The sequence below is a fragment of the Pseudomonas sp. Marseille-Q1929 genome (genome assembly GCF_017316265.1).
Classification (GTDB): Bacteria; Pseudomonadota; Gammaproteobacteria; order Pseudomonadales; family Pseudomonadaceae; genus Aquipseudomonas.
In genome coordinates, this window is sequence record NZ_JAFLWU010000003.1 from 240,629 (window position 1) to 257,020 (window position 16,392).

Consider the following 16,392-nt stretch of genomic DNA (forward strand, 5'->3'; position numbering starts at 1 on the left):
TGGTCGCTTAGTAGTCGATAGGGTCGCGGATGATCGGGCAGGTCATGCAGTGGCCGCCGCCACGGCCCCGGCCGAGTTCACCGGCGCTGATGGTGATCACTTCCACACCGGCCTTGCGCAGCAGGGTGTTGGTGTAGGTGTTGCGGTCGTAGCCGATGACCACGCCAGGCTCCACGGCCACCACGTTGTTGCCGTCGTCCCACTGCTCGCGCTCGGCGGCGAAGGCGTTGCCGCCGGTTTCCACCACGCGCAGGGCCTTGAGGCCGAGGGCGGCGGCGACGGTGTCGAGGAAGTTGGATTTCTCGCGTTGGATGTCGATGCCGTGGGGTTTGCTCTCGTCAGGGCGCAAGGTGAAGGCGACGATCTGGTTGACCACTTCGGGGAAGATGGTCACCAGGTCGCGGTCGCAGAAGCTGAACACGGTGTCCAGGTGCATCGCGGCGCGGGATTTCGGCAGGCCGGCGACGATGACTTTTTCCACCGCCTTGTTCTTGAACAGGTTGCGCGCCAGTTGGCCGATGGCCTGGTGGGACGAGCGTTCGCCCATGCCGATCAAGACCACGCCGTTGCCGATTGGCATCACGTCACCGCCTTCCAGGGTGGAGGCGCCGTGTTCCTGGTCAGGGTCGCCGTACCAGATCTGGAAGTCGGCGTTGGTGAACTCGGGGTGGAACTTGTAGATGGCGGTGGTCAGCAGGGTTTCCTGACGTCGCGCCGGCCAGTACATCGGGTTCAGCGTCACGCCGCCGTAGATCCAGCAGGTGGTGTCACGGGTGAACTGGGTGTTGGGCAGCGGCGGCAGGATGAAGCTGGCGTGGCCGAGGAAGTCGCGGAACATCTCGATGGTCTTGCCGCCGAATTGGCTCGGCAGGTCATCGGCGGATACGCCACCGATAAGGAACTCGGCGGTCTTGCGCGGCTCCAGGCTGCGCAGCCACGAGCCGACTTCATTGACCAGGCCCAGGCCGACGGTGTTGGCGGTGATCTTGCGCTCCAGGATCCAGTCCAGCGCTTCGGGGATGGCGACGATATCGGTGAGCAGGTTGTGCATTTCCAGCACATCAATATCCCGCTCGCGCATCTTGGTCACGAAGTCGAAATGGTCGCGCTTGGCCTGGGCCACCCACAGCACGTCATCGAACAGCAGTTCATCGCAGTTGTTGGGGGTCAGCCGCTGATGGGCCAAGCCTGGGGAGCACACCATGACTTTGCGCAGTTTGCCGGCTTCGGAATGTACGCCGTACTTCACTTTTTCCGTGGTCATTACAGATCCTCCAATAAACAACAATTACAAGGTCAGGAAGCCGTCGTAGAGCCCATAGGCCGCCACCAGGGCGCCAATGACCACTGCGGCGAAAATCAGCTTCTCGACGTTGGTGAAAATCGGTTTGCCCAGTTCACGCTTGGCCTTGGCGAACAGGATCGCGCCGGGGGCATAGAGCAGGGCCGAGAGCAGCAGGTACTTGGTGCCACCGGCATAGAGCAGCCAGATCGCGTAGATCAGGGCGATGGCGCCGATGAACAGATCTTTCTTGCGCTCCTTGAGGGCGTTTTCGTAGGTCTCGCCGCGTACTGCCAGCAGCAGGGCGTAGGCCGCCGACCACAGGTAGGGCACCAGGATCATCGAGGTGGCGAGGTAGATCAGCGACAGGTAGGTGCTGGCGGAGAACAGCGTGATGATCAGGAACAGCTGCACCATCGCGTTGGTCAGCCATAGGGCGTTGACCGGCACGTGGTTGGCGTTTTCCTTGCGCAGGAACTCCGGCATGGTGTGGTCCTTGGCGGCGGCGAACATGATCTCCGCACACAGCAGCACCCACGACAGCAGCGCCCCCAGCAGCGAGATGATCAAGCCGACGCTGATCAGCACCGCGCCCCAGTGGCCCACCACATGCTCCAGCACGGCGGCCATCGACGGGTTCTGCAGCTTGGCCAGTTCCGGTTGGGTCATGATCCCCAGGGACAGCACGTTCACCAGCATCAGGAACAGCAGCACGGTGATAAAGCCGATCACAGTGGCCTTGCCGACGTCGGAGCGTTTTTCCGCACGGGACGAGAAGATGCTCGCGCCCTCGATCCCGATAAACACCCACACGGTGACCAGCATCATGTTGCGCACCTGGTTCATCACGCTGCCCAGGTCGGGGTTTTTCACGCCCCAGATGTCAGCGGTGAAGATCTCCAGCTTGAACGCGAACAGCGCGATCAACACGAACAGCACCAGCGGCACGACCTTGGCGACGGTGGTCACCAGGTTGATGAACGCCGCTTCCTTGATCCCGCGCAGCACCAGGAAATGCACGGCCCACAGCAGCGCCGAGGCGCCGATCACCGCCGCTGGGGTGTTGCCTTCACCGAAGATCGGGAAGAAATAACCGAGGGTGCTGAACAGCAATACGAAGTAACCGACGTTGCCCAGCCAGGCGCTGATCCAGTAACCCCACGCGGATGAGAAACCCATGTAATCGCCGAAACCGGCCTTGGCGTAGGCGTACACACCGCCGTCGAGGTCGGGCTTGCGGTTGGCGAGGGTCTGGAACACAAAAGCGAGGGTCAACATGCCGATGGCGGTAATCACCCAACCAATCAACACTGCGCCGACATCGGCGCTGGCGGCCATGTTTTGTGGCAGAGAGAAGATCCCGCCACCAATCATTGAGCCGACGACAAGTGCAACCAGTGCACCAAGCCTAAGTTTTCCGGGAGTGTCAGACATTGCGTGACTCCAATGCAGGAGAAGAGAGACCACAGAATAATTCTGTGCGCTATTCAAACAGCTGACTCAGATCACTTCATTGGCACATTCCATTGTGAATTAATGACTTAGGATGGAATCCCTTGGGCAATACAAAGGCGCGGGAAAGCGCTTTTCAGAGCGGTTTCGCCGTTGTTGTTAATCATTTAGTCAGGGGCATGGACGTTTGAAGCTAGCCCCTTTTTGCGGATGTGCAAACTTTTTGAACGAAGTTTCACAAAAGCGCTATAAGCGTTAAGTTTTGTGCAGTATTTAAAATCTAAATAAGCCTAAACTTTACGACGCGACATGCTTTTAGGTTATGAACATGTCTGTTTTATCGCCTTCTCTAATAAACGCTACACTCGCTGAGTTAATTAGTTGAGTGCACAGTTGTCAGCTCAAACAGTAGTTAATCCAGGAGTCGCCATGTCCCAACCGGCCCAGAAACTTCGACTCGGCGCCCTGATCGCCCTGGTGGTGGGATCGATGATCGGCGGGGGGATTTTCTCCCTGCCACAAAACATGGCCGCCCGCGCCGAAGTGGGGGCCGTGTTGATCGGCTGGGGGATTACCGCCGTGGGCATGCTGACCCTGGCGTTTGTGTTCCAGACCCTGGCCAACCGCAAGCCCGAGCTGGATTCCGGGGTCTACGCCTACGCCAAGGCGGGGTTTGGCGACTACATGGGCTTCTCGTCTGCCTGGGGTTACTGGATCAGTGCGTGGATGGGCAACGTCGGTTACTTCGTGTTGTTGTTCAGCACCCTTGGCTACTTTTTCCCGGTGTTTGGCCAGGGCAACACGCCGGTGGCCATCGGCTGTGCGTCGCTGTTGCTGTGGGCGGTGCATTTTCTGGTGATGCGTGGGATCAAGGAGGCGGCGTTTATCAACCTGATCACCACCGTGGCGAAGATCGTGCCGTTGCTGATGTTTATCGTGATCGCCGCCGTGGCGTTCAACGCGGATATTTTCACCCGCGATATCTGGGGCCTGGGCAACCCGCAGCTCGGCGATGTGGTGGACCAGGTGCGCAACATGATGCTGGTCACCGTGTTTGTGTTTATCGGCATCGAAGGTGCCAGCGTGTACTCCGCGCGGGCCGAGAAACGCTCGGATGTGGGCCGGGCCACGGTGATCGGGTTTCTCGGCGTGCTGGCGTTGCTGGTGTTGGTGAATGTGTTGTCCCTGGGGATCATGAGCCAGCCTGAGCTGGCACAATTGCAGAACCCGTCCCTGGCGGGCGTGCTGGAACACATCGTCGGGCCCTGGGGCGCCATGGCGATCAGCATCGGCCTGGCCGTGTCGTTGCTCGGCGCGTTGCTGTCGTGGGCGTTGCTCTGTGCCGAAATCCTCTACGCCACCGCCCATGACAAGACCATGCCGGCTTTTCTGAAGAAGGAAAACGCCAATCAGGTACCGGTCAATGCGCTGTGGCTGACCAATGTGATGATCCAGATCTTCCTGGTGATCACGCTGTTTTCCCACAGCACCTACACCACCCTGATCTACCTGGCCTCGTCGATGATCCTGGTGCCGTACCTGTGGTCGGCGGCCTATGCGGTGCTGTTGAGCGGGCGTGGCGAGACCTATGAAGGCGCCCATGGCCAGCGCCTGAAGGACTTGCTGGTGGCCTTGATTGCCCTGGGGTATGCGGTGTGGTTGTTGTATGCCGGTGGTTTGAAGTACTTGCTGCTGTCGGCGCTGCTGTACGCGCCGGGGGTGATCCTGTTTGCCCTGGCCAAGCGTGAGCAGGGCCAGCCGTTGTTTACCCACATGGAAAAAGGCATTTTCAGTTGCGTGATCGCCGGCGCCGGGCTGGCGGCGTATGGGCTGTATAGCGGGGTATTGACGTTGTGAGACTGGCCTTTGCGCCGCCCTACGACTGGGCGGCGATGATCGGGTTTTTGTCGGCGCGGGCGATCAGCGGGTTGGAGACGATCGAGTCTGGGGCGTATCGGCGTAGCATCAGCGTCGGCGGCCAGCATGGCTGGATCAGTGTGGCGCTGGGAGCGGGGGATTGGTTGGAGGTCACAGTCGATTTTCCTCACGCCGCCGTCTTGCCCGAGATCGAACGGCGCTTGCGCCGGATGTTTGACCTGGATGCCCTGCCGCAGGTGATCAACCCATTGCTGGCGAGCGACCCGTTGATGGCGCGGCTGGTGGCGGCCCGTCCTGGCCTGCGCTTGCCGGGCACCTGGGACGGCCTGGAACTGGCGATCCGTGCGGTACTGGGCCAGCAGATCACGGTGGTGGCGGCGATTCGCCTGGCGGGTAAATTGGTCGCCCAGTATGGCCAGCCACTGGCGACGCCACACGCAGGCATCACCCATGTGTTCCCGACGGCCCAGGTGTTGGCGGCGGCAGACCTGGCGGCTTTGGGCATGCCCAAGGCACGGGGCCGCACCTTGTCCGGTGTTGCCCAGGCGTTGCTGGATGATCCTCAATTGTTCGAGCCCAAGGCCAGCCTCAAGGACAGCGTGGCGCGGTTGGTGGCGTTGCCGGGGATTGGTGATTGGACGGCGCAGTACATCGCCATGCGTCAGATGCGTGAGGTGGATGCGTTTGCGTCGGGGGATATTGGTTTGATCAATGCCCTGGCAGCACTAGAGGGCGGGCCGGTTTCGGCGCGGCAGCTATTGGCGCGGGCCGAGGCTTGGCGGCCGTTGCGAGCATATGCGGCGCAGCATTTGTGGGCGTCGTTGAGTCGGGGGGATTGATAGTGACTGTGAGGGCGTCATCGCAGGCAAGCCAGCTCCCACACTTTTGATTTGTGAACACATTCAAATGTGGGAGCTGGCTTGCCTGCGATAGCGGTCGTCAGGTCACCACTGAGCCCGGTGTGCCCCCAATTCCCCAGCCGGCAAATCCCACTGCAACGGCGTGCCGCTGATCGTCACCGGCGCCAGCAATCGATGGGCCGGCCCCCAGGCCGTCTGTTCCACCAGCAAGCCTTGATCACTTGCCTGCTCTGCCCGCAACGCCGGTTGCGGCGGCACGTGCCCAGCCTCCACCAACAATGCCGCCGTGCGCGCCAGCGACAAGCGCGCCGAACCACCGCGTCCGCTTTTCAAGCGCTCGCTCAAGGCCTGGATCGCGCTGGCCGCCATCAAGTACCCGGTGGCGTGATCCAGCGCCTGCAACGGCAGCGGCACCGGTTTATCCGCCTGTTTCCAGGCCATCCCCGCGTCGGCAATCCCGCTGCTCATCTGCACCAGGCTGTCGAACCCGCGGCGATTGCGCCACGGGCCGCTCCAGCCGTAGGCATTGAGACTCACATCGATCAGGCCCGGGGCGATCTGCTGCAATTCGCTGGCGGCGTAGCCCAGGTGTTCCAGGGCATCGGCGCGGTAACCGTGGAACAGAATGTCGGTGTCCTTTAGGAGCGCTTCGAACATCTGTCGGCCTTCGGGGCTTTTCAGGTCGAGGCGCGCGCAGCGTTTGCCCAGGGTCATTTCCGGCACCACGCCGGCCTCGTCCCAGCTCGGCGAGTCGATGCGCAGCACGTCGGCGCCAAGGCCGGCGAGGAAGCGGCTGGCCACCGGGCCGGCCAGGACACGGGTCAGGTCGAGCACCTTGATGCCCGCCAGTGGCCGTGCGACTGAGCCGAGCCAGGGTTTGTCGGAGGTGGTTGTCACGGTCTGGCGTTGCACCAAGGCTTCGGCATTCACGGCCAAGCCCTGCGGGTGCGCCTGCCACGCCTGCCATGAGCGCATCTGCGCGGCACAACCGCCTTCATCGACAATCGCCTGTTCCAGGTCGGCGGCGTTCCATTGGGCTACCTTGCTGGCCATCTCGTTGCGGTCGGCGACCTTGCCGAGGATGCGTTCGGCGGCCGCACGGTGATGGGGCGCGTTGGTGTGCAGGCGAATCCAGCCATCGGCGCTGGCGTAGTCGCCGGCCACCGGGTCCCACAGTGGCGGCACTTGCCAGCCCACCGGGCGGATCGAGGACGAGAACCAGAAGGAGGCGAGGCGCCGGTCCACACTGACGCCGGGCAAGCGCCCGGTCTGTTGCTGGATCAGTTGCGCCACCGCCTGGCCCGCAGCGCCGAGGCTGGCGCTGGCCAGTTCGGTGACGGCGAAGGCCGAGGGCAGGGCACCGGCCTCGGTCAAGGCGAGCGGTGTGTGGGGCAGAGCGAGTGCGGCTTGGATGGGAGTCAGCAGGTCAGTCATCAAAGGCCCTCCGTTAGAGAAGGGCCACTATAAGAGATGATCAGGTGGGTGTGACAACCCCAGGCTCCAGTGGCAACTCGATACTGGCGATAAACCCGCCGCCCGGGTGATTGGCCAGGATCAGGCTGCCGCCGTGACGCTCCGCCGCGCGGCGCGCGATCGCCAGGCCCAGGCCGTGCCCTTGGGCGGTCTGGCCGGGGGCGCGGTAAAACGGTTCGCCTAGCTGGCTCAGGTGCTCGGCCTCGACGCCGGGGCCGTGGTCGCGCACGCTGATCAGGATGCGCTCGCCCTGGCGCTGGGCGTGCAATTCGATGGGCTGCTCCGCTGGGTTGAAGCGCTGGGCATTGCGCAGCAGGTTGTCCACGGCGCGTTCGATCATGGTCGGCCAGCCCTTGAGGTGCAGGTCGCTGTCGCCGCTCAGTAGCACCTTTTGCTCGGGGGCACTGAGCAGGGCGTCTTTTTGCAGGGCCTTGAGCAATGGGTCGAGATCGACGTCCTCGGCGCTGGCGTTGTCGGCATCGACGCGGGCCAGGACCAGAATTTCACTGATCAAGGCTTCAAGGCGGTCGCATTCACGGGTCAGGCGCGGCCAGAGTTTTTCCCGTTCTTCGGGGCTGGCGCGTTCGGCCAGGGCCAGGGCGATGCGCAGGCGGGCCAGGGGCGAGCGCAGTTCGTGGGAGACGTCGCGCAGCAATTGGCGCTGGCTGCCGATCAGGCTTTGCAGGCGCGCGCCCATGCGGTTGAAGTCGGTGGCGAGCACGCCGAACTCGTCGCGGCGGTTGGCCAGGCGCGCCAGGCTGTTTTGCTGGTAAGTGGCCTGGCCGAGGTCATGCACCGCGCCGCGCAAACGGCTCAAGGGGCGGGTGATGGACAGCGTCACCAGCAAGCTGAACAAGGTCAGCACCACCAGGGCAATCGCCAGCGCGCTCAACGGCCACAACAGGCTGCTGCGGTGCCAGGCGTCCAGTTCCGGGTGGGGGATGCGGTAGATCAGCAGGTAGGTGTCGCCGGTTTTCTCGCTGGTGTACTCGGCGGTCAGGCGCCGCCACGGCAGATGGCCGTCCTTGCTGTCATTCTGCCGGGCCTCGAACGCAGCCGAGCGCCGCGGGAACGTGCCACGCACCACCGGCTCGCCGCTTTCGTTGAGCACCTGCACGTCGATGTGGTACTGGCGCTTGCGTTGTTGCAGCAACTCCTGGGCGGCGTCTTCGCCCTGGGACTCGTAGAGTTGCGCCCATTCTTCGGGCAGGTTGGCGAGGCCGGGGTGGCGGCTGAGAATCCAGCCGTCCTGGTTGAGCATGTGCCCAAGCAGGATCGACAACCCGGCAACCAGAGCGATGGCCAGCCAGAAACTGGCCAGGATCCGCCAGAACAATGAGCGCACAGGAAACCCTCAAACAGGAAAAGCCCAGTGGCGGTGGCCACTGGGCTGGAAGCGTTAACGCGTGGGCATTATTGCGCTTTTTGCGGCTGTTGCGCTTTCCAGGCCTGGAATTCCTTCCACTCGGCACGGCGCTCGGCTTGTTTCTTGACGATCTCGTCGAATTTCTTCTGCTGATCGGGTTTCAGCACGGCGCGGATGTCCGCCTGGGTTTTCTGCTTGCCGGCAGCAATCTCGTCCTGCATGGCTTTCTGCTCAGCGGCCGGGAGTTTGTCCAGGTACTTCTTGGTCAGGTCTTTGCGAGCGTGCCATTGGTCGCCCATCAGTTTGCCGATTTGCTCGCGCTGCTCTTTGCTCAAGTCCAGCTGGCTGAAGGGGCCGCCTTTGCCACGCGGACCGTGTTCACCGCCGTGGCCCGGGCCGCCCATCATGTGGCCTTCCGGGCCGCCCATCGGGCCGCGGCCGTCGGGCATTGCCGCCATGGCAACGGTTGGCAGGGCAGCGGCGAACATCAAAGCGATAAGGGTCTTGCGCATGGTGATTCTCCTGTCTCTATTCCGGTGAGTCCGGATGTGAGTAGATTACGGAGATGAAGGTCAGCGGCAGTCAGGGGAGCGTAAAGCTTGGGTAAAGACGATTTTGGTCGAGGCTGACAAAACCCTTGAGACCAAGGAGATCAAGTGTGGGAGCTGGCTTGCCTGCGATGCAGGCAACTCGGTCTGTCAGCTAGATCCAGGTGATGCTATCGCAGCGGTGCGGCGATCCGACAAGCCAGCTCCCACAGAAGAGCAACAAGGCGCTTGTCAGGGGGCGTAGTAGTAACCACGGCTACGCAACGCCACGATCCGTGGCCGGCCATCCGGGTGGGGGCCGATTTTTTTGCGCAGGTTGCTGACGTGCATGTCCAGGCTGCGATCGTAAAGGGTCAACTTGCGACCCAGGGCGATCTGCGCCAGTTCCTGTTTGTCCAGTGGCTCGCCGGGCTGGCGCAGCAAGGCTTCCAGCAGGCGGCTTTCGGAGACGGTGAGGGTGAATTCCTGCTCGTCGATGCTGACCACGCCGCGCACCGGGCTGAAGCACAGGTCGCCCAGTTCCATCTGCGTCGAGACGGCCGCGGGGTGGCTGCGGCGCAGTACCGCGCGCAGGCGGGCCGTCAGTTCCCGTGGGTCGCACGGCTTGGCCAGGTAGTCGTCGGCGCCGAGTTCCAGGCCGAGGATGCGGTCCAGCGGTTCGCCCCGGGCCGACAGCATCAGCACGGGCAACTCCGGGTGATCGCTACGCAATTGCTTGAGCAACTCCAGGCCGCTGCCATCGGGCAGCATCACATCCAGCACCACGGCGGCAGGCGCCGTGTCAGCCAAGGCTTTACGCGCGCTCAAGCCGTCATGGCAGGCGTGCACCTGAAAGCCTTCCTGGCTCAACCAACTGGTCAGCAGCTCACAGAGCTCCTGGTCATCATCTATCAGTAACAGCTCGCTCATGACTCACTCAATTTAGCCATTGTCGACGGCGACGGTGCCCACCGCTGGCGAAGATCCCGCACAGCAAGGCGATCAGTGCGACGGCCCCACCGGTGACAAACCATTGTTGTTGCTCGGTCAGCCAACGGGTCAAGGCACCGCCCTGTGTCTCTTTGAGTTGCTGGGACAGGCGTTGGTTCTCTTGGCGAAGGCGACTTAATTGCGCGCTTTCGCGGGCAGCATCCGCGTTTTGCAGTTGCTTGCTCAGTTCTTCACGTTGCCGCTCGCTGTCTTTCAAGCGTTGCTGCAACTCGCTGATCTGGCTGCCGGCACTCAACGACAGGGGCGTCGAATTGCCGATGTTCGAGGTTTCTTCCGCGTGGGCCGTAGCCCCGATCATTAACACTGCCAACAGACACAACTGACGTAAGCGCATCGGAACTCCTGATTCCACACGAATATTCAGATCGTTGTCGGCAGGTTACCGAGAATAATGAGCAATTAGGCGTGTGCCGAACGCAATCGGTCCGGCACAGGCTCGGGTCAAGGCAGGACTTGCTTGAACGGCTTGATCACGACGTCGGCATAAACGCCGGCGGCGATATACGGATCGGCCTTGGCCCAGGCCTGGGCGTCGGCCAGCGCGGCGAACTCGGCGACGATCAGGCTACCGGTGAAACCGGCGTCGCCCGGGTCATTGCTGTCTACGGCCGGGTGCGGGCCGGCCAGGACGAGGCGGCCTTCGGCTTGCAGCTGCTTGAGGCGCTCGACGTGGGCGGGGCGCACGCTCAAGCGTTTTTCCAGCGAGTTGGCGACGTCGGTGGCAATGATGGCGTAGAGCATGTCAGTCCTCGGTTTTTGGCGTGGTAGGGGCGGTGTCATGCAGGTGGCGCGACAGGTAGATGCCCTGGCCGACCAGGAACAACACGGTCATGCCCAGGCTGCCGAACACTTTGAAGTCGACCCAGTAGTCCTGGAAGGTAAAGGCCACGAACAGGTTGGCGGCGCCGCAGAACAGGAAGAACACGATCCAGGCGACGTTCAAGCGTGTCCACACCGGCTCCGGCAGGGTCAGCGCATGGCCCATGATCCGCTTGATCAGCAGGCGGTCACCGATGAAGTGGCTGCCGATAAAGACCAGGGCGAACAGCCAGTTGACCACCGGCGCTTTCCACTTGAGGAAGGTTTCGCTGTGGAAGGCCAGGGTCAGGCCGCCGAAGACCAGGCAGGCGACGAGGGTCAGCCATTGGCTTTTTTCCAGCTTGCGCTGGGAGATGAAGATGGCGCCGTAGACGACGATAGAACTGATGATCAGGACGGCGGTGGCGCTGTAGATGCCTCCGAATGACACCGGGTGACCGGCGATATCGATGACCCGGGGGTCGATTTTGGTAACGATGAAAAACAGCAACAGCGGGATGAAGTCGATGAATTGTTTCACAGTAAGAGCCAGAAGCTGGATGTGGCGGCATAATAACAAACATCCTAGGTAGCGAAAGCGCCAGCTGACTTGAGGTTACACATCCCCGTGAATGTTGATTTGCACTGCCACAGCACGGCCTCCGACGGCGCCCTGGCGCCCGCGGTACTGGTTGCGCGTGCGTTTGAAAAAGGCGTGCGAGTCCTGGCGTTGACCGACCACGACACCCTCGAAGGCCTCGACGAGGCCCGCGAAGCCGCGCATGCGCTGGGTATGCAGTTGGTCAACGGCGTGGAATTGTCCTGCACCTGGGGCGGCGCCACTATTCATGTGCTCGGCTACGGTTTCGATCAAACTGCCGCGCCGCTGGTGGCCGCCATCGCCGCTTTGCACGATGGCCGCTGGCTGCGCTCCGAAGAAATCAGCCGCAAACTCAGCCTCAAAGGCATGCCCAATGCCCTCGACGGCGCCCGTGCGATCCAGCAGGAGCTGGGCGACAGTGGCAACGCGCCGGCCCGCCCGCACTTCGCCGACTGGATGGTGCGTGAGGGGTTCGTCAAGGACCGCGCCGAGGCCTTCCGCAAATGGCTGGGCGCGGGCAAGCTGGGCGACGTCAAGCAACACTGGCCGACCCTCGAAGACACCGTCGCGACCTTGCGCGCCGCCGGGGCCTGGGTGAGCCTGGCGCACCCGTGGCATTACGATTTCACCCGCAGCAAGCGTCGCAAGCTGATCAGCGACTATATTGGAGCGGGAGGCCATGCGATCGAAGTGGTCAATGGGCATCAACCCGCTGAACAGGTCGGCAGCCTGGCTATTCTTGCCCGCGAATTTGGTCTGCTGGTCAGCGCCGGCAGTGATTTTCATGGCCCAGGTGGGTGGTCCGAAATCGGCGAGTATCGCCAGGTACCTGAAGACCTGCCGCTCTTGTCGGGGCGATTCAAGCATGACCCCATTACTGCCACCGTCTGAACAGGTAGAACACGTGAGTCAATTCTTCCAGATTCACCCGGAGAACCCCCAGGCGCGCCTGATCAAACAGGCCGTGGAGATCATTCGCGCCGGTGGCGTGGTGATCTATCCAACGGACTCGTCCTACGCCATTGGTTGCCAGATCGGCGACAAAGGTGCAGTGGAGCGCGTAAGACGCCTGCGGGACCTGGACAAGAATCACAACTTCGCCCTGATTTGCAGCGACCTGTCCCAGCTCGGGTTGTTCGCCAAGGTCGACACCGGCACCTTCCGCCTGCTCAAGGCGCACACGCCGGGGCCCTACACCTTTATTCTCAACGCCACCCGCGAAGTGCCACGCCTGTTGCTGCACCCGAAGAAACGCACCATCGGCCTGCGGGTGCCCGAGCATCCCATCGCCCTGGCGTTGCTGGCGGAGCTGGGTGAGCCGTTGATGAGCGTGTCGTTGATCATGCCCGGTGACAGCGAGCCGCTGGAAGATCCGTACGAAATGCGCCAGCTCCTGGAAAAACAGGTCGACCTGATCATCGACGGTGGTTTCGGCGGCAACAAGGCCTCAACCGTGATCAACCTGGCCGACGGCGAGCCCGAAGTGATCCGCGTGGGTTGCGGTGACCCGGCGCCGTTCATGGTCGAGGCCTGAATGTCCGCCGTGGAAACCGTTGATCCCCAGGCCGGCGCCCAGCAGGAACTGCCGTTTGCCATGGTGTATGGCCAGGCGGTCATGGAAATGCCGCTGGACCTGTACATTCCGCCGGATGCGCTGGAAGTATTCCTGGAAGCCTTTGAAGGCCCGCTGGACTTGCTGCTGTACCTGATCCGCAAGCAGAACATCAACATCCTCGACATCCCGGTGGCGGAAATCACCCGTCAATACATGGGCTATGTCGAATTGATGCAGTCGGTGCGCCTGGAACTGGCCGCCGAGTACCTGGTGATGGCCGCCATGCTCGCCGAGATCAAGTCGCGCATGCTGCTGCCGCGTTCGGAGACGGTGGAAGCCGAGGAAGACGACCCGCGCGCCGAACTGATCCGCCGCTTGCAAGAGTACGAACGCTTCAAGGCGGCTGCCGAAGGTATCGACGGTTTGAGCCGCGTCGGCCGCGATGTGGTGGTGCCCAAGCTGGATGCCCCCGAGGCGCGGGCGCGCAAACTGTTGCCGGATGTGAGCCTGGAAGAGTTGTTGATGTCCATGGCCGAAGTACTGCGCCGTGGCGACATGTTCGAAAGCCACCAGGTCAGCCGCGAGGCGCTGTCCACCCGCGAGCGCATGAGCGATGTGCTGGAACGCCTCAAGGGCGGTGGGTTTGTGCCGTTTGTCGAGCTGTTCACCAAAGAAGAAGGGCGCCTGGGGGTGGTGGTGACCTTCATGGCGGTGCTTGAACTGGTCAAGGAATCCTTGGTCGAGCTGGTCCAGAATGAGCCTTTTGCGGCTATCCACGTGCGGGCGCGAGCCGAATAAAGAGCTGAATCGATGAATCTGACTGAACCCCGCGAACTGGCCCCGTTGCTGGAGGCGTTTCTACTGGCCTCGGGCAAGCCGCAATCTTTGGAACGCCTGTTCGAACTCTTTGAAGAAGCCGAACGCCCCGAGCCGCCGGTGTTCAAGAAGGCGCTGGAGATCCTGCGCAAATCCTGCGACGGCCGCGCCTTTGAGCTGCGGGAAGTGGCGTCGGGTTATCGCCTGCAGATCCGTGAGAAATTTTCCCCTTGGGTCGGCCGCTTGTGGGAAGAGCGCCCGCAGCGTTATTCGCGGGCGATGCTGGAGACCATGGCGCTGATCGCCTATCGCCAGCCGATCACCCGGGGCGAGATCGAGGACGTGCGGGGTGTGGCGGTCAACAGCCATATCGTCAAGACGCTGCTGGAGCGCGAGTGGATTCGCATCGTTGGTTACCGTGACGTACCGGGTAAACCGGCGATGTTTGCCACTACCAAGGTGTTCCTTGACCACTTCAACCTGAAAAACCTCGACGACTTGCCGCCGCTGGCCGAGTTGCGCGAGATGGAGCCAGACCCGGTGTTGGACTTCGACGACGCGCCGGTGCCCGCCAGCCTGCAAGAGCTGGCCGACGCCAGCGCCGAGCCGGAAGAGCCGAAGGACGAAACCAGCTTCCACACGTTGCTGCTGGAGCTGGATGACATGGAGCAGGGCATCAAGACTGACTTTGATGACTTGCTGCGTGATGGTGTTGTCGAGCCTGAGGCCCCGGAAAGTGCTGAGCCTGAACCCGAGCCTGAGCCTGAGGAAGACATCCTCGGCGTTGCCGAAGCCCGCGAAAAACTCCTGGCCGCCGTCGCCGCCCTCGAACAGCCGGCCTTGAGCGACGAAGAAGCCGAAGCCCGCGCGCTGGCTGAAGCCATCGAAGCCGAACGCCGCGAATTCGAAGACTGACGCCGAACCCCTGTGGGAGCTGGCTTGCCTGCGATACAGGCACCTCGGTGTTTCAGGCATACCGAGGTGATGCTATCGCAGGCAAGCCAGCTCCCACACAAGAGCCAGCTCCCACAAAAGCCAGCTCCCACAAAGGATGGCGGGTGCTGCCGGTCGGCGGAAAAACCAATGACTGCACCTTTATCAGCTAGTCTCTGATGCGCAACGCCCGCCATACGCGTATGATTCGCGACCCTTCGCCGACCTCTTCGGCCAAGACCCCGCTTTCAACACTCTTCAGGCCACGCCTGAATCGACCCACCGGGAGGTGCTTAAGATGAACGACAAAGACCAGAACGACAGCCAGGAAATCGGCCCAGCAGGTGAAAAACTGCAAAAGGTGCTGGCGCGTATCGGCGTGGGCTCGCGCCGCGACGTCGAAGCCTGGATCACCCAGAAGCGCATCAAGGTCAACGGCGTCGAGGCCACCCTCGGCCAGCGCGTCGACCTGCACGATGCAATCACCATTGATGGCAAGGTCATCAAGCGTGAAGAGGCCGCCGAATCGGTGCGCCGCGTGATCATGTACAACAAGCCCGACGGCGAGATCTGCACCCGTGACGACCCGGAAGGCCGTCCGACCGTGTTCGACAAGATGCCTAAGCCGAAAGAAGGCCGTTGGATCAACATCGGTCGTCTCGACATCAACACCACCGGCTTGCTGATGTTCACCACCGACGGTGAACTGGCCAACCGCCTGATGCACCCGTCCTACGAGATGGACCGCGAATACGCCGTGCGTGTACGTGGCGAAGTCGATGACGAGATGATCGAGCGCTTGAAAGCCGGCGTGGTGCTGGAAGACGGCCCGGCCAAGTTCACCGACATCAAGCAGGCTCCAGGCGGCGAAGGTTTCAACCACTGGTACCACTGCGTGGTGATGGAAGGCCGTAACCGTGAAGTACGTCGCCTGTGGGAATCCCAGGGCCTGGTGGTCAGCCGCCTGAAACGCGTGCGTTTCGGCCCGGTGTTCTTGAACTCCGACCTGCCGATGGGCCGCTGGCGCGAAATGAGCCAGTACGAAGTGGACATCCTCAGTGCCGAAGTCGGCCTGACGCCGGTGGCCATGCCGCAGATGAACGCCAAGAGCAAAGACAAGCTTGAGCGTATGCAGCGTAAATCGTCGCGTCCTGTTGCGCGTACCGAGCGCGTTGCGCGTACCGAGCGCGTTGCGCGTACCGTGCGCCCGGCGCTGGATGCACCGGCCACGGGCGGGCGTATTTCCCGTCAGCCGCACATCGAAGGCGAGCGTCGCCCAACCGCGCCATCGCGCCAGGAAGGCGAACGTGCTCCACGCACGCCGCGTCCGGCCCCGGCCGGTGGTCGCAGCAACCGTGGTGAAGCCGAGCGTCCAGCCGACAACGCCAGCACCAAGCGTCCAGCCAAGCCAGCGGCCAACAAGCGCCCTGGCCCGAAACTGGTCGCGGACGAGCCATCGGGCAAGCGCCGTGGCGCTCCGGCCGGTTCGGGTCAGCGTCCTGGTTTTGGTCGCAAGAAGCCTTAAAGGCAGCGGCTAGTTTTTAGCGGCAAGCTGCAAGAAACAACGCCAACCCTCGGGTTGGCGTTTTTTTTTGGCTTTGAATCTGAAATGCGATGACACCTGTGGATGCGGGCTTATGTGGGAGCGGGCAAGCCCGCTCCCACAGTTGATCTCCAGTGCCTGTAACGTCTGTGTTCCGTTCTGTAACGAATATTTTACGGCTTTGCCCTGCGTTTATTAGGGTGGGTGGTACTGTAAGGATTAGCTTACAGTTTTGATCCGTGACGACAACGCTCGGCCTGAAGCTTGTCTGCGTGTACAATCCGCCGCGTTTTACTG

At 62.2% G+C, this 16,392-nt stretch carries 16 protein-coding genes; 7 read left to right on the forward strand and 9 right to left on the reverse strand.

Features of this window, described 5'->3' with window-relative positions; genetic code table 11:
• Window positions 1-7 precede the first annotated feature (7 nt).
• Together arcA and arcD (J1G37_RS07030) are read right to left on the reverse strand one after the other, a co-directional pair.
• Window positions 8-1,264: an arginine deiminase gene (gene arcA / locus J1G37_RS07025; protein WP_124524914.1), complete on the reverse strand. Its 1,257-nt coding sequence runs from the start codon at window positions 1,262-1,264 to the stop codon at window positions 8-10.
• A gap of 24 nt (window positions 1,265-1,288) precedes the next feature.
• On the reverse strand, window positions 1,289-2,716 hold the full coding sequence (gene arcD / locus J1G37_RS07030; RefSeq protein ID WP_026136948.1) for an arginine-ornithine antiporter: 1,428 nt from the start codon (window positions 2,714-2,716) through the stop codon (window positions 1,289-1,291).
• Window positions 2,717-3,163: 447 nt separating this feature from the next.
• Here arcD (J1G37_RS07030) and arcD (J1G37_RS07035) point away from each other — a divergent pair, with 447 nt between their 5' ends.
• Window positions 3,164-4,591, forward strand: coding sequence for an arginine-ornithine antiporter (arcD, locus tag J1G37_RS07035; RefSeq protein WP_207040676.1), 1,428 nt, complete (start codon window positions 3,164-3,166; stop codon window positions 4,589-4,591).
• Window positions 4,588-5,451: a DNA-3-methyladenine glycosylase 2 family protein gene (locus J1G37_RS07040; protein WP_207040677.1), complete on the forward strand. Its 864-nt coding sequence runs from the start codon at window positions 4,588-4,590 to the stop codon at window positions 5,449-5,451. Before arcD (J1G37_RS07035) ends, J1G37_RS07040 begins: the two co-directional genes overlap by 4 nt.
• Window positions 5,452-5,556: 105 nt before the next feature.
• Here the strand turns inward: J1G37_RS07040 and J1G37_RS07045 are convergent, their stop codons facing one another.
• From J1G37_RS07045 to J1G37_RS07075, 7 genes are all read right to left on the reverse strand, one after another.
• A complete protein-coding gene (locus J1G37_RS07045) occupies window positions 5,557-6,906 on the reverse strand; it encodes a CoA transferase (RefSeq protein WP_207040678.1) in 1,350 nt (449 codons plus the stop codon).
• Window positions 6,907-6,946: 40 nt separating this feature from the next.
• Complete coding sequence (locus tag J1G37_RS07050; RefSeq protein ID WP_207040679.1) at window positions 6,947-8,290, reverse strand: HAMP domain-containing sensor histidine kinase; 1,344 nt, start codon at window positions 8,288-8,290, stop codon at window positions 6,947-6,949.
• Window positions 8,291-8,358: 68 nt separating this feature from the next.
• Complete coding sequence (locus J1G37_RS07055) at window positions 8,359-8,823, reverse strand: LTXXQ domain-containing protein (RefSeq protein WP_017737990.1); 465 nt, start codon at window positions 8,821-8,823, stop codon at window positions 8,359-8,361.
• Window positions 8,824-9,090: 267 nt separating this feature from the next.
• Window positions 9,091-9,768 (reverse strand): response regulator transcription factor, encoded by a 678-nt coding sequence (locus tag J1G37_RS07060; protein WP_207040680.1) that lies wholly within the window; start codon window positions 9,766-9,768, stop codon window positions 9,091-9,093.
• Between the two features lie 7 nt (window positions 9,769-9,775).
• Window positions 9,776-10,183, reverse strand: a complete 408-nt coding sequence (locus tag J1G37_RS07065) for a translation initiation factor 2 (protein WP_207040681.1) — start codon at window positions 10,181-10,183, stop codon at window positions 9,776-9,778.
• A 107-nt stretch (window positions 10,184-10,290) separates the two neighbouring features.
• Window positions 10,291-10,590: a YciI family protein gene (locus tag J1G37_RS07070; protein WP_207040683.1), complete on the reverse strand. Its 300-nt coding sequence runs from the start codon at window positions 10,588-10,590 to the stop codon at window positions 10,291-10,293.
• 1 nt (window position 10,591) lies between these two features.
• A complete protein-coding gene (locus tag J1G37_RS07075; RefSeq protein WP_124524905.1) occupies window positions 10,592-11,188 on the reverse strand; it encodes a septation protein A in 597 nt (198 codons plus the stop codon).
• 87 nt (window positions 11,189-11,275) lie between these two features.
• Here J1G37_RS07075 and J1G37_RS07080 point away from each other — a divergent pair, with 87 nt between their 5' ends.
• From J1G37_RS07080 to rluB, 5 genes are all read left to right on the forward strand, one after another.
• Window positions 11,276-12,139: a PHP domain-containing protein gene (locus J1G37_RS07080; protein WP_207040684.1), complete on the forward strand. Its 864-nt coding sequence runs from the start codon at window positions 11,276-11,278 to the stop codon at window positions 12,137-12,139.
• A 13-nt stretch (window positions 12,140-12,152) separates the two neighbouring features.
• Window positions 12,153-12,782, forward strand: coding sequence for an L-threonylcarbamoyladenylate synthase (locus J1G37_RS07085; protein ID WP_122488985.1), 630 nt, complete (start codon window positions 12,153-12,155; stop codon window positions 12,780-12,782).
• 120 nt (window positions 12,783-12,902) lie between these two features.
• Window positions 12,903-13,601 carry a ScpA family protein gene (locus J1G37_RS07090; protein WP_177325347.1) on the forward strand — a complete coding sequence of 233 codons (699 nt, stop codon included), beginning with the start codon at window positions 12,903-12,905 and terminating at the stop codon, window positions 13,599-13,601.
• A 12-nt stretch (window positions 13,602-13,613) separates the two neighbouring features.
• Complete coding sequence (scpB, locus tag J1G37_RS07095; RefSeq protein WP_207040686.1) at window positions 13,614-14,534, forward strand: SMC-Scp complex subunit ScpB; 921 nt, start codon at window positions 13,614-13,616, stop codon at window positions 14,532-14,534.
• Between the two features lie 316 nt (window positions 14,535-14,850).
• Window positions 14,851-16,077: a 23S rRNA pseudouridine(2605) synthase RluB gene (gene rluB / locus J1G37_RS07100; RefSeq protein ID WP_207040688.1), complete on the forward strand. Its 1,227-nt coding sequence runs from the start codon at window positions 14,851-14,853 to the stop codon at window positions 16,075-16,077.
• Window positions 16,078-16,392: the final 315 nt, after the last annotated feature.